At 68.2% G+C, this 13,093-nt stretch carries 12 protein-coding genes; 6 read left to right on the plus strand and 6 right to left on the minus strand.

All coding sequences use genetic code 11. The features are described from left to right. The first annotated feature begins 79 nt into the window (after window positions 1-79). Window positions 80-409, plus strand: a complete 330-nt coding sequence (locus tag AB7U92_RS09730; RefSeq protein WP_428575989.1) for a DUF6781 family protein — start codon at window positions 80-82, stop codon at window positions 407-409. Between the two features lie 25 nt (window positions 410-434). After that, window positions 435-1,877 (plus strand): exodeoxyribonuclease I, encoded by a 1,443-nt coding sequence (gene sbcB / locus AB7U92_RS09735; protein WP_428575990.1) that lies wholly within the window; start codon window positions 435-437, stop codon window positions 1,875-1,877. 6 nt (window positions 1,878-1,883) lie between these two features. Here the strand turns inward: sbcB and AB7U92_RS09740 are convergent, their stop codons facing one another. The 6 genes from AB7U92_RS09740 to AB7U92_RS09765 all read right to left on the minus strand — a co-directional run bounded on the left by AB7U92_RS09740 (window position 1,884) and on the right by AB7U92_RS09765 (window position 9,678). After that, window positions 1,884-3,170 carry a right-handed parallel beta-helix repeat-containing protein gene (locus tag AB7U92_RS09740; RefSeq protein WP_428575991.1) on the minus strand — a complete coding sequence of 429 codons (1,287 nt, stop codon included), beginning with the start codon at window positions 3,168-3,170 and terminating at the stop codon, window positions 1,884-1,886. Window positions 3,171-3,254: 84 nt separating this feature from the next. After that, on the minus strand, window positions 3,255-3,992 hold the full coding sequence (locus AB7U92_RS09745) for a hypothetical protein (RefSeq protein ID WP_428575992.1): 738 nt from the start codon (window positions 3,990-3,992) through the stop codon (window positions 3,255-3,257). Window positions 3,993-4,283: 291 nt separating this feature from the next. Continuing rightward, the gene (gene acnB, locus AB7U92_RS09750; protein ID WP_428575993.1) at window positions 4,284-6,887 is read right to left on the minus strand and encodes a bifunctional aconitate hydratase 2/2-methylisocitrate dehydratase; all 2,604 of its coding nucleotides are present in this window, start codon (window positions 6,885-6,887) and stop codon (window positions 4,284-4,286) included. Between the two features lie 190 nt (window positions 6,888-7,077). Next, on the minus strand, window positions 7,078-7,587 hold the full coding sequence (locus tag AB7U92_RS09755) for a hypothetical protein (protein ID WP_428575994.1): 510 nt from the start codon (window positions 7,585-7,587) through the stop codon (window positions 7,078-7,080). Window positions 7,588-7,699: 112 nt separating this feature from the next. Next, complete coding sequence (locus tag AB7U92_RS09760; protein ID WP_428575995.1) at window positions 7,700-8,692, minus strand: HpcH/HpaI aldolase/citrate lyase family protein; 993 nt, start codon at window positions 8,690-8,692, stop codon at window positions 7,700-7,702. Continuing rightward, a complete protein-coding gene (locus AB7U92_RS09765) occupies window positions 8,692-9,678 on the minus strand; it encodes a malate dehydrogenase (RefSeq protein ID WP_428575996.1) in 987 nt (328 codons plus the stop codon). Before AB7U92_RS09765 ends, AB7U92_RS09760 begins: the two co-directional genes overlap by 1 nt. Before the next feature lie 165 nt (window positions 9,679-9,843). On the opposite strand from AB7U92_RS09765, the gene AB7U92_RS09770 reads away from it, so the two are divergent. The 4 genes from AB7U92_RS09770 to sdhA form a co-directional block, all read left to right on the plus strand. Continuing rightward, on the plus strand, window positions 9,844-10,587 hold the full coding sequence (locus AB7U92_RS09770; protein WP_428575997.1) for a GntR family transcriptional regulator: 744 nt from the start codon (window positions 9,844-9,846) through the stop codon (window positions 10,585-10,587). Between the two features lie 113 nt (window positions 10,588-10,700). Continuing rightward, window positions 10,701-11,123, plus strand: a complete 423-nt coding sequence (gene sdhC, locus AB7U92_RS09775; protein WP_428575998.1) for a succinate dehydrogenase, cytochrome b556 subunit — start codon at window positions 10,701-10,703, stop codon at window positions 11,121-11,123. 11 nt (window positions 11,124-11,134) lie between these two features. Beyond that, window positions 11,135-11,497, plus strand: a complete 363-nt coding sequence (gene sdhD, locus AB7U92_RS09780) for a succinate dehydrogenase, hydrophobic membrane anchor protein (RefSeq protein ID WP_428575999.1) — start codon at window positions 11,135-11,137, stop codon at window positions 11,495-11,497. Window positions 11,498-11,501: 4 nt separating this feature from the next. After that, window positions 11,502-13,093: succinate dehydrogenase flavoprotein subunit (gene sdhA, locus AB7U92_RS09785; RefSeq protein WP_428576000.1), on the plus strand; the 1,592-nt coding region annotated here is incomplete at its 3' end.

Raw genomic sequence — 13,093 nt, forward strand, 5'->3', positions numbered from 1 at the left:
CCAGCGACATCAGTGCGGAAGCGCCCATGCCCGGATGTCCTTCAGCTCATGGCCCGCTGCAGGCGCAGCGTGGTGTTGATTGTCCGACCTGGAGGCGATGGAGGACAGCTTCATCGGCGCGCTGAAGAAGGCCGCCGACGCCGCTGGCACGCAGGTGGCGTCGCAATGGGCGCCGGTGCTCGAGAAGATGCAGGCCGGTGGCACCTTGTCCGGCGCCAAGGCGGCCACCACTGCCGAGCAGTTCGTGCAGCAGATGCACACTGCGATGCGCGACAGCCGCGCCGCCGGGCTGAAGGCGGCGCAGACGCTGGCCGAGAGTTATGCGGCGCTGGTCAGCGGGGTGCTGATCGGCATGTCCGACGCGCTCACGCAGGGCGGCGCGGCCAAGCCCAAGGCCGGGAAGAAGTAGCACGCCGCTCGGGTATCGTGCCGGCATGAGCGATTCGCGCGACGACTTCAGCTTCTTCTGGCACGACTACGAAACCTTCGGGCGCGTGCCGCGCCGTGACCGGCCGGCACAGTTCGCCGGCGTGCGCACCGATGCGGACCTGAACGAGATCGACGCGCCGGTGATGCTCTACTGCCAGCCGCCGCTGGATGCGCTGCCCGACCCCGAGGCCTGCCTGCTCACCGGCATCACGCCGCAGCAGTGCGCCGAGCAGGGCGTGGCCGAGCATGCCTTCGCTGCCGCGATCGAGGCGCAGCTGGCACGGCCGGGCACGGTGGGCGTGGGCTACAACTCGATCCGCTTCGACGACGAGGTCACGCGCTTCCTCTTCTGGCGCAACCTGATCGACCCGTACGCGCGCGAGTGGCAGAACGGCTGCGGCCGCTGGGACCTGCTCGACGTGGTGCGCGCCGCCCGCGCGCTGCGCCCCGAGGGCATCGAATGGCCCAGCCACGAGGACGGCAGGGCCTCGTTCAAGCTCGAGCACCTCAGCGCGGCCAACGGCCTGGCGCACGAATCGGCGCACGACGCCCTGTCCGACGTGCGTGCCACCATCGCCGTGGCGCGCCTGGTGAAGCAGCACCAGCCGCGCCTGTGGGATTTCTGCCTGAAGCTGCGCCGCAAGGATGCGGTGATCGCCGAGATCGGCGGGCAACGGCCCTTCCTGCACGTCTCGGGCATGTATGCGCCCGAGCGCGGCTGCCTGGCGGTGGTGTGGCCACTGGCGCCGCACCCGACCAACAAGAACGAGCTGATCGTGTGGGATCTCGGCGCCGACCTCGAGGAACTGACGACGCTCGATGCCGCCGCCATCCGCGAGCGCATGTTCACCCGCAGCGAAGACCTTCCCGAAGGCGTGGTGCGGCTGCCGATCAAGACCATCCACCTGAACAAGTCGCCGGTGGTGGTGGGCAACCTGAAGGCCCTGAGCCCTGCGATGTCCGAGCGCTGGGGCATCGACGTGGCGCAGGCGCTGGGCCGCGTCGAGGCGGCCGCCCGCGCCAGCGAGTCGCTGGCCGGCCTGTGGAGCGAGGTGTTCAAGCGTCCGGAAGCGGCACAGCCGGTCGACGTGGACGAGGATCTGTACGGTGGTTTCGTCGGCAACTCCGACCGGGGTCGGCTGCAGCGCCTGCGCGAACTCTCGCCGGAGCAGCTCGCCGCGAAGCGCACCGGCTTCGACGATGCGCGACTGGAGGAGATCGTGTTCCGCTACCGCGCCCGCAACTTCCCTGACACGCTCAGCGACGACGAGCGTGCCCGCTGGGAACAGCACCGCGCCGCACGGCTGCACGACGGGAAAGGCGGGGCGATGACCGTGGAGTCGTTCTTCGAGCGTATCGACGCGCTCAGCGAGGCCGCAGACGAAAACGGCCAGGAGATCCTGGCCGCCCTCTACGACTGGGCCGAGCAGGTCGCACCCGAGCGCTGAGCCGGCTCAGGGAGCGGCCTGCAGCGCGCCGGCCTTGGATGGCGAGGAGACTGCGCGGGTGCTCAGGGGCTTCGGTGAGTCCTTGGCGTAGGTGGCGTCGAGCACGGAGCCCAGCCCGATGAGGGCCTGCAGCGTGGCGTTGGGCCAGAAGTTGGGGCTGGCGATGTTGTCGGCGCCTGAGAAGTTGCTGGCGGTGCTGGTGATGTTGCCGGCAGAGACCACATTGGCACTGACGAAGCCGCCGCTGATCAGACTAGGCCCGTTAGTGCCGGCGAACAGGTTGGCGGTGAGCTTGACCGACTGAGTGCCAGAGGGCGCGCTGATGAAGGTGCCGCCCGAGCGCGTGATGACCACCGTGTTGTGCACCATCTCCAGCGTGTTGGTGCTCCATTTCAGGCCCTCGGCGCCGTAGGAGATGGCGACCGAGTTGTCTGCGTTGGGCCCCTTGTGGAAGAGGTTGCCGCGCAGGTAGACGCGCCCACCGTTGGGGAAGTCGGCCAGGTAGCTGGAAGTGCCGCTGGGCCCGTCCATGAAGTAGCTGTTTTCGATGCGCGTCTGCTGGGCGCGGCTCTTCAGGTTGTGGCCGATCCTGGCCTCGTGGAAGAAGCTGTTGCTCACGCTCAGCAGCGCTGCCTCGCCGATGTAGATGTTGTGCGAGTAGCCGTCGCCGTAGCCGTTGCGGGCGAACTCGCTGCCCTCGATGACCACGCTGGCGCTGCCGTAGGCGCCGAGGACGCCATTCTCGTTGTCGTAGAAGCCGCTGTTGCGGATGGTCAGCGTGCCGCCGTGCTCGGCGCGGATGCCCGCGCCGTTCTGGTCGGGCACGCTGGCGTCGTGGAACTCGACGCTGTCAATGGTGATGTCGCTGCCGTTGACCACCCAGATGGCTTTGCCGCCGTAGTTGCGGCCGGCAGCGTACAGCCGCGCACGGCCGCCCACGCCGCAGATGGTCAGCCGGTTGGCCGACCAGGCGGCCACGTCGCCGCGGTACTCGCCGGCGCTGATCTTGATGACGTCGCCGTCCCGCGCCACCGCCGCCGCCGCGCTGGGCACGCTGTAGGCCTTGCCCGTGCCCACCTCCAGCACCCGGCCGCTCGCGGTGTCGCACGCCGTGCCGGTGCTCGGCGCCGGCCCAGGTGCCGGAGCGGGAGCCGGGCCCAGTGCGGGAGTGGGAGCGGGGCCTGGAGCCGGTGCAGCGCCCCCTGCGGCATCGCTTTCGCCACCACCGCAGGCCAGCAGCGTGGCGCACGCGTAAAGCAGCATCAGGTTCGAAGAGCGCTTCAGGGAGGTCATCGGGCTAGGCGTCTGAGGGGATCCCGAAATGGTAGGCCGATCGGCAAGGCCCCTGTAACGAATGGCAGTGGCCCGGGCGCTCGCTCAACCGCCTGTCCACAGTCCGGCGCGATGAGCGCTGTCGGCCCACGAGGGATGATGGCTCGCGCCAGACTTGTCGCTGATGTCGTCGGGGGTGGGGTTCGCGTTGGCATACCACACGGTGGCGACCCCCCTGCTCGTGGCCAACGAGTCGGAGGCCGCCTCGCTGAGGATCTCGGCCTGCGTCAGCATGGCAGCGAAGATCTTCAGGCCGCGAAGCACGCCGCTAAGCCGTTCATGCTGGTAGTCGGCATACCACGGCGAGTCACCGAAGGTGAGGGCCGGTGAGGGCGGATCGGTCCGGCCGAAGCTCGATGGCGAAGTGACCTCTATGATGTCCGCGGCCGCCGTGGACGGCAGGTCAATGTAGAAGCGCGCCGTGTTCGTGCCATCGCCGTTGGACGAGATCACCAGCGCCTGGCTGTACCAGCGATCGAAGACGAGCTGGTGCGCGCTGCCGGCCTTCGTGACGACGGTGTCGGTGCCGTCGATCATGCCGGCGAGTTCCCAGTCGTGGACGGCGGTAGTGTTGCCGCCGCCACGCGGGTAGGGGTGCGCACCGTAGTAGCTGTCGGACGCGCCGTTGTGCCAGGTGAAGTTGCCGTTGTTCGACCACCAAAAGGTCGCGTAATAGCCGTTCTGCTGGCGCGGCCTGATCTTCCAGAGGTAAGTGACGCCGGCGTCGCCCGGCCCCCAGATCGGCAGTCCCTTTGCGTGCGGATCGAGGAACTGGAAGGCCACGAAGGGGCCACACGTGCCAGCCGGTTCAGGATTGCTCGGGAAGTCCAGGCCGGTCGCACCAGACGGCGGGACCGGACCGGGCGTCGGCGAGGGTGACGGCGCGGGGGAAGGCGATGCTCCCCCACCTCCACCCCCACCCCCACTCCCGCACTCGCCCCCGCCCCCGCCCCCGCCCCCGCACCCGGCAAGCACAGCCTCGCCCTGCAGTGCAGCGAGCGCGAGCAGCAGGCGACGGCGGCTCAGATCGTCCATCGGGGGACCCCGTGCGCTGGCCCGGCGTGCCGCGCGGACTCAGACCGTGACCGACTTCGCCGTCTCCGCATACTCCTCGATCTGGTCGAAGTTCATGTAGCGGTAGACGCTGGCGGCATCCTTGTTGATGATGCCCATCGCCTCGTGGTACTCGGCCACGGTCGGGATCTTGCCGAGCTTGGAGGCGATCGCTGCCAGCTCGGCCGAGGCGAGGAACACGTTGGTGTTCTTGCCCAGGCGGTTGGGGAAGTTGCGCGTGGACGTGGAGACCACGGTGGCGCCCTCGCGCACCTGCGCCTGGTTGCCCATGCACAGGCTGCAGCCCGGCATCTCGGTGCGCGCACCGGCGGTGCCGAAGGCGGCGTAGTGGCCTTCCTTGATCAGCTCGCTCTGGTCCATCTTGGTCGGCGGCGCGACCCACAGCTTGACCGGGATGTCACGCTGGCCGCCGAGCAGCTTGGCGGCGGCGCGGAAGTGGCCGATGTTGGTCATGCACGAGCCGATGAAGGCTTCGTCGATCTTCGTGCCGGCCACGTCGCTGAGCAGCTTGGCGTCGTCCGGATCGTTCGGGCAGCACAGCACCGGCTCCTTGAGCTCGTTCAGGTCGATCTCGATGACGGCGGCGTATTCGGCGTCCTTGTCGGCCTCGAGCAGCTGCGGGTTGGCCAGCCAGGCCTCCACCGACTTGATGCGGCGCTCCAGCGTGCGCTTGTCCTGGTAGCCGTCGGCGATCATGTTCTTCATCAGCACGATGTTGCTCTTCAGGTACTCGATGATCGGTTCCTTGTTGAGCTTGATCGTGCAGCCGGCGGCCGAGCGCTCGGCGCTGGCGTCAGACAGTTCGAAGGCCTGTTCCACCTTCAGGTCGGGCAGGCCCTCGATCTCGAGGATGCGGCCGCTGAAGATGTTCTTCTTGCCGGCCTTGGCCACCGTCAGCAGACCGGCCTTGATGGCGGCATAGGGAATCGCGTGCACCAGATCGCGCAGCGTCACGCCCGGCTGCATCTGGCCCTTGAAGCGCACCAGCACGCTCTCCGGCATGTCCAGCGGCATCACGCCGGTGGCCGCGCCGAACGCCACCAGGCCGGAGCCGGCCGGGAACGAGATGCCGATCGGGAAGCGGGTGTGCGAGTCGCCGCCGGTGCCCACGGTGTCGGGTAGCAGCAGGCGGTTCAGCCAGCTGTGGATCACGCCGTCGCCCGGGCGCAGCGCCACGCCGCCGCGGTTGCTGATGAAGGCGGGCAGTTCGCGGTGCGTCTTCACGTCCACCGGCTTCGGGTAGGCCGCGGTGTGGCAGAACGACTGCATCACCAGGTCGGCGCTGAAGCCCAGGCAGGCCAGGTCCTTCAGCTCATCGCGGGTCATCGGGCCAGTGGTGTCCTGCGAACCCACGGTGGTCATCTTCGGCTCGCAGTAGGTGCCCGGGCGGATGCCCTTGCCCTCAGGGAGGCCACAGGCGCGGCCAACCATCTTCTGCGCCAGCGTGAAGCCCTTGCCGCTGTCTTTCGGGGCGACCGGCAGGCGGAATACGGTGGACGCGGGCAGGCCGAGGAACTCGCGGGCCTTGCCGGTGAGCGCGCGACCGATGATCAGGTTGATGCGGCCGCCGGCGCGCACCTCGTCGAGCAGCACGTCGCTCTTGAGCTTGAATTCGGCGACGGTGGCGCCGCCCTTGGTGATCTTGCCGTCGTACGGCAGCACCTCGATCACGTCGCCCATCTCCAGCTTCGACACGTCGACCTCGATCGGCAGCGAGCCGGAGTCCTCCTGCGTGTTGAAGAAGATCGGCGCGATCTTGCCGCCCAGCGTGACGCCGCCGAAGCGCTTGTTCGGCACGAAGGGGATGTCCTGGCCGGTGGCCCAGATCACGCTGTTGGTCGCGCTCTTGCGCGAGGAACCCGTGCCGACCACGTCGCCGACATAGGCGACCAGGTGGCCCTTCCTCTTCAGGTCCTCGATGAATTGCATCGGGCCGCGCTTGCCGTCTTCCTCGGGCTTGAACGCCGCATCGGGGCGGGTGTTCTTCAGCATCGCCAGGTAGTGCAGCGGGATGTCCGGGCGGCTCCAGGCGTCGGGCGCGGGCGACAGGTCGTCGGTGTTGGTCTCGCCGGGCACCTTGAAGACGGTGACGGTGATCGACTTCGGCACCTCGGGGCGGCTGGTGAACCACTCGGCGTCGGCCCAGCTCTTCATCACCTCCTGGGCCTTGGCGTTGCCGGCCTTGGCCTTCTCGGCGACGTCGTTGAAGAAGTCGAACATCAGCAGCGTCTTCTTCAGGCCTTCGCCGGCGACGCCGGCCACTTCCTTGTCGTCGAGCAGCTCGATCAGCGGGTGCACGTTGTAGCCGCCGACCATGGTGCCGAGCAGCTCGGTGGCCTTGGCCTTCGAGATCAAGCCGACCTTCAGGTCGCCATGGGCCACGGCGGCGAGGAACGAGGCCTTCACCTTGGCGGCGTCGTCCACCCCCGGCGGCACCCGGTGGGTGAGCAGGTCCAGCAGGAAGGCCGTCTCTTCCGTGACCTGGCCGGCCGGCGCGCCCTTGATCAGCTCGATCAGCTCGGCGGTCTGCTTCGCGTCCAGCGGCAGCGGCGGGATGCCGAGGGCGGCGCGTTCGGCGGCATGTTGGCGATAGGCTTGCAGCATGGGGGACTCCGGTGCGGTGGCAGGGACTGGGTGGGCGTCTTCGGGTTACCCCGATATTTTATGTCTTATATAAGACTTGAGGGAAGCTTCGCAGCGGCGGCTGACGCCGGTCTGTCAGCCTCGGACTTTCCTGCCGGGCACGCAAGAAAAAGGCCCGCTCGCGGCGGGCCTTTGGCGCAGGGTCGGGCGCTTACTTGGCGGCGGCGACGGCGGCGGCCGACTCCTTCTGCTTCTCGTGGATGCAGCCGTCGACCACGCGGCGGCCGGCCTTCTGATCCATCAGCATCGACTTGTTGGCGATCTGCAGCAGCAGCGTCTGGCCCTTGACGTCTTCCAGGCGCACGGCGCCGGTCGAAGACACCACCGGCTTCATCGTCCACACCTGCTTCTTGTGCCGGACATCGACGTAGCCGTTGGACTTCGGGTTCATCGAGACGTCGATCGACTCGCTGAACTCGCACTGGTAGGCACCCAGGTGCGCGCGCTCGGCGGCGGCCAGCTGCTCGGCGTCGGCGGCGGGCAGGGCGGCGGCGGCCGGAGCGGCCTTCTTCACGACCTTCTTCGCGGCCGGCTTGGCCGGCGCGGTCTGGGCAACGGCGGCCGTGGCGCCCAGGCAGAGGGCGGCGGCGATGGCAAGGGTGCTCTTCAGGTTCATGGCGGTGTCGCGCAATGGCGCGTCGGTGGACGATGCGCGGAGCATGGGGCCGCCCGGCCCGGTCGTGCAACCAATTGCTGCGCGCCCGGCGCGCCACTTACATGTGAACACGTGCACCGGCGGCGGGCCGTGGTGCTTGCCACAGTCTGGCGCGGTTTCAGACGGCTGAGGGCTGGAACCAGGCCTCGCGCACCTCGCCCGGCAGCGGCTGGCCGGTGCGATGGGCGCGCTCCAGCACCTGCCAGAAGTAGCGGTAGCTGGCGCGGTCGTGCAGGGTGTCGCGGTGGCGGATCGGGGCCCACTGCGCGGCCTGCGCAGCCCGCAGGATCTCGATGGCCAGGTCGGTCTCGGCGGCGCTCGGCGCGAACGCCTCGACGATGGTGCGCACCTGGTCGGGGTGGATGCTCCACATGCGCGTGTAGCCGAACTCGCGGCTGGCTCGCGAGGCCGCCGCGGAAAGCGCGCGCAGATCCTTGAACTCGGTGACCACGCAGTGCGAAGGCACTTTGCCGTGGGCATGGCAGGCCGCGGCAATCTCCAGCTTGGCACGCACCACCAGCGGGTGGCTGAACTGGCCCTGCACGCCCATGGCGTGGAAGGGGATGGCGCCGCGGTGCGCCGAGACGAAATCCATCAGGCCGAAGGACACCGACTCGATGCGCGGCAGCGCGGCGATCGCCTCGACCTCGCGCAGCGCACCGTGCGTCTCCACCAGCACATGCACCGGGATCGCGCGGCCATGGCCGTGGATGCGGACGAAGTGGTCGATCTCGTCAACCGCGCGCGTCACGTCGGCCACGCCACGCGGCTTGGGCACCATCAGGTAGGCCAGGCGCGAGCCGGCGCGGCGCACCAGCGTGTCGACGTCGTGCTCGAAGCTGGGGTGATCGATCGGATGCACGCGCGCACCGACGCGTCCGAAGCGGTTGGCTGCGCTCGTCACCAGCTCGGCGCACAGGTGCGCGTGCTCGGCCTCGCCGCCGACCGGCGCGCCATCCTCGCAGTCGAGCGTGACGTCGAACACCGGCCCGAGCTCGACCTGCAATGCCAGGCTCTTGCGCATGCGCGCCTCGACGCCGCTGTAGTGGTCGCACACCGGCAGGGCCGGGGCGACGTCGGCGGCGTCGAAGAGCGCTTCGCGTGGGGACATCAGAGCAGGTGCTTCACGCCGTCCTGCTCGCCCTGCAGCTCGGCCAGGGTCTTGTTGATGCACTCCTGGCTGAAGGCGTCGATCGGCAGGCCCTCGACGATCTTGTACTGGCCGCCCTCGGTGGTGACGGGGAAGCCGAACATCACGTCCTTCGGGATGCCGTATTCGCCGTTGCTGGGCACGCCCATCGTGACCCACTCGCCCTTGGTGCCCAGCGCCCAGTCGCGCATGTGGTCGATCGCGGCGTTGGCGGCCGACGCGGCCGACGACAGGCCGCGCGCCTCGATGATGGCGGCGCCACGCTTGCCGACGGTGGGCAGGAACACGTCCTTGTTCCAGACCTGGTCGTTGATCATGTCCTTCACGCTCTTGCCGTCGATGGTGGCGAAGCGGTAGTCGGCGTACATCGTCGGCGAGTGGTTGCCCCACACGCACAGGCTCTTGATCGAGGCCACCGGCTTGCCGGTCTTGGCGGCGATCTGGCTCAGCGCACGGTTGTGGTCCAGGCGCAGCATGGCGGTGAAGTTCTCGCGCTTGAGGCTCGGTGCGCTCTTCATCGCGATGTAGGCGTTGGTGTTGGCCGGGTTGCCGACCACCAGCACTTTGACGTCACGGCTGGCGGCCTTGTCCAGGGCCTTGCCCTGCGCGGTGAAGATCTGCGCGTTGGCGGCCAGCAGGTCGGCGCGCTCCATGCCGGGGCCGCGCGGGCGGGCGCCGACGAGCAGCGCATAGTCGGTGTCCTTGAAGCCGGTTTCCGGGGAGCTGTGCGCTTCCATGCCGGCCAGCAGCGGGAAGGCGCAGTCCTCGAGCTCCATCATCACGCCCTTGAGCGCCTTCTGGGCCTTCTCGTCGGGGATCTCCAGCAGCTGCAGGATCACGGGCTGGTCCTTGCCCAGCATCTCGCCGGAGGCGATGCGGAACAGCAGCGCGTAGCCGATCTGGCCGGCAGCGCCGGTGACGGCGACTCGAACGGGTTTCTTGCTCATGGAAGGCTCCGGAAGAGGGGGAGGAAGGGCGTTTGGAGGGGGTCAGGGCGCGAGTGTAGGCCGAGAAAGGCGCTCGAGCGAGGGGAATCCCGAGTCTTATGTCTTCTATAAGACGTCTGTCAGCTGATCGTGGACGATGGCGCACTCTTGTGCTGCAATCGGGCCATGTCCACCGCCGTCTCCGAACCCGCGAGCCCCGCCTTCAGTCCGCTGTACCAGCAGATCAAGGCGCTGATGGTGCGCGACCTGCAGGCGGGCACCTGGCGCCCCGGCGAGGCGATCCCGAGCGAGACCGAGCTCGCGGCGCGCTTCAAGGTCAGCCAGGGCACGGTGCGCAAGGCGATCGACGAGCTCGCCACCGAGAACCTGCTGGTGCGCCGCCAGGGCAAGGGCACCTTCGTGGCGACGCACGCCGAGCAGACCACGCAGTACCGCTTCCTGCGCCTGCAGCCCGACGACGGCCAGGCCGGCGGCACGCAGCGCCAGTTCATCGACTGCCGCCGCCTGCGTGCGCCGGCCGACGTGGCGCGTGCACTCGGCCTGCGCTCGGGCGACGCGGCCATCCAGATCAAGCGCGTGCTGTCGCTGCGTGGCGTGCCGGTGGTGTTCGACGAGATCTGGCTGCCGGCCGCGCCCTTCAAGGGCCTCACCGCCGAGAGGCTGTCGGGCTATCGCGGGCCGATGTACGGTCTGTTCGAATCGGAGTTCGGCGTGCGCATGATCCGCGCCGAGGAGAAGATCCGCGCGGTGGCGGCCGAAGGGCAGGCGGCCGAGCTGCTGGCGGTGAGCCCGGGTACGCCGCTGCTGCTGGTCGAGCGCCTGTCGCTCACTTATGGCGACAAGCCCGTCGAGTTGCGCCGCGGCCTCTACAACACGGCTTCGCATCACTATCGCAACGAGCTGAGCTGACCATCGTTTGAATCGCAGTTTCCCTCGGGCGCGCAAGCACCGCGAAAGACTGCTGCAGTGCAATAGAATTGTTTGGTTTCGCGTCGATTACATCTCTTCTGAACAGGTTGGGCATGGCAGACACCTTCAAGCAGCGGCCCCAGTTCCGCAACATCCACGTGTCCCAGATCGTCGCGTACCGGCTCCCGCCGGCGGGCATCGTGTCGATCCTGCATCGCGTCAGCGGCGTGCTGATGTTCCTGCTGATGCCGTTCATCATCTGGATGTTCGACGCCAGCGTCTCCTCCGAAGTGTCGTACGACGTGTTCCGCGCGGCCTTCGCGGCGGGCGTCGGCTTCATTCCCGGATGGTTCCTCAAGCTCGTAGCGCTGGCACTGATCTGGGCCTACCTGCACCACCTGATCGCCGGCATCCGCCACCTGTGGATGGACGCCACCCACGCCGTCACGAAGCAGTTCGGCCACACCTCGGCGATCGTCACGCTCGCGATCAGCGTGCTGCTCACGCTCGCGCTGGGCTTCAAGCTGTTCTTCTGAGAACCACTCCCATGGCACAGAACTACGGATCCAAGCGCACCGTCGTCGGCGCGCACTACGGCCTGCGCGACTGGCTCGCGCAGCGCATCACCGCGGCGCTGATGGCGCTGTTCACCCTCGCGCTGGTCGTGCAGGTGCTGCTGCCCGGCGAGATGGGCTACGACAAGTGGGCGGGCATCTTCAGCCGCCAGTGGATGAAGGTGCTGACCTTCGTCGTGATCGTCTCGCTGCTGTACCACGTCTGGGTGGGCATGCGCGATGTCTGGATGGACTACGTCAAGCCGGTGGCCGTGCGCCTCGTGCTGCAGGTGTTCACCATCGTGTGGCTGACGGGTTGCGCCGGCTGGGCCATCCAGGTTCTCTGGAGACTGTGATTCCATGACTTCCAACAACGTCTCGAAGCGCAAGTTCGACGTCGTCATCGTCGGGGCCGGCGGCTCCGGCATGCGCGCCTCGCTGCAACTGGCGCGCGCCGGCCTGAACGTGGCCGTGCTGTCCAAGGTGTTCCCGACGCGCTCGCACACCGTGGCCGCGCAGGGCGGCATCGGCGCCAGCCTCGGCAACATGAGCGAGGACAACTGGCACTACCACTTCTTCGACACCGTCAAGGGCTCCGACTGGCTCGGCGACCAGGACGCGATCGAGTTCATGTGCCGCGAGGCACCGAAGGTCGTCTACGAGCTCGAGCACTTCGGCATGCCGTTCGACCGCAACCCCGACGGCACGATCTACCAGCGCCCGTTCGGCGGCCACACCGCCAACTACGGCGAGAAGCCGGTGCAGCGCGCCTGCGCCGCGGCCGACCGCACCGGCCACGCGATGCTGCACACGCTGTACCAGCAGAACGTGAAGTCGCGCACCAACTTCTTCGTCGAGTGGATGGCGCTCGATCTCATCCGCGACGCCGAGGGCGACGTGGTCGGCGTGACCGCGCTCGAGATGGAGACCGGCGAGCTGCACATCTTCGAAGCGAAGACCGTGCTGCTGGCCACCGGCGGCGCGGGCCGCATCTTCGCGGCATCGACCAACGCCTTCATCAACACGGGCGATGGCCTGGGCATGGCGGCACGTGCCGGCATCCCGCTGGAAGACATGGAGTTCTGGCAGTTCCACCCGACCGGTGTGGCCGGTGCGGGCGTGCTGCTGACCGAAGGCTGCCGCGGCGAGGGCGCGATCCTGCGCAACAGCAACGGCGAGCGCTTCATGGAGCGCTACGCGCCGACGCTGAAGGACCTGGCGCCGCGCGACTTCGTCTCGCGCTGCATGGACCAGGAGATCAAGGAAGGTCGCGGCTGTGGTCCGAACAAGGACTACGTGGTGCTCGACATGACGCACCTCGGCGCCGAGACGATCATGAAGCGGCTGCCTTCGGTGTTCGAGATCGGCCACAACTTCGCCAACGTCGACATCACCAAGGAGCCGATCCCGGTAGTGCCGACCATCCACTACCAGATGGGTGGCATCCCGACCAACATCCACGGCCAGGTGGTGGTGCCGAAGAACGGCGTGCACAACGCGGTGGTCAACGGCCTGTATGCGGTGGGCGAGTGCTCCTGCGTCAGCGTGCACGGCGCCAACCGCCTGGGCACCAACTCGCTGCTCGACCTGCTGGTGTTCGGCCGCGCCGCGGGCAACCACATCGTCGACAGCGCGCTGAAGACGAAGAGCCACAAGCCGCTGCCCGCCGACGCCGCCGACCGCACGCTGGCCCGCCTGGCCAAGTACGAGAAGAGCAGCAGCGGCGAGTACGCCCAGGACGTGGCCAACGACCTGCGCCGCGCGATGCAGCAGCACGCCGGCGTGTTCCGCACCCAGGCCTCGATGGACGAGGGCGTGGGCAAGGTCAAGGAGATCGCCGAGCGGGCCAAGCACATCCACCTGGCCGACAAGTCCAAGGTGTTCAACACCGCGCGCATCGAGGCGCTGGAAGTCGAGAACCTGATGGAGTCGGCGCTGGCCACGATGATCTC

Source organism: Piscinibacter sp. (assembly GCF_050175855.1).
Classification (GTDB): Bacteria; Pseudomonadota; Gammaproteobacteria; order Burkholderiales; family Burkholderiaceae_C; genus Piscinibacter.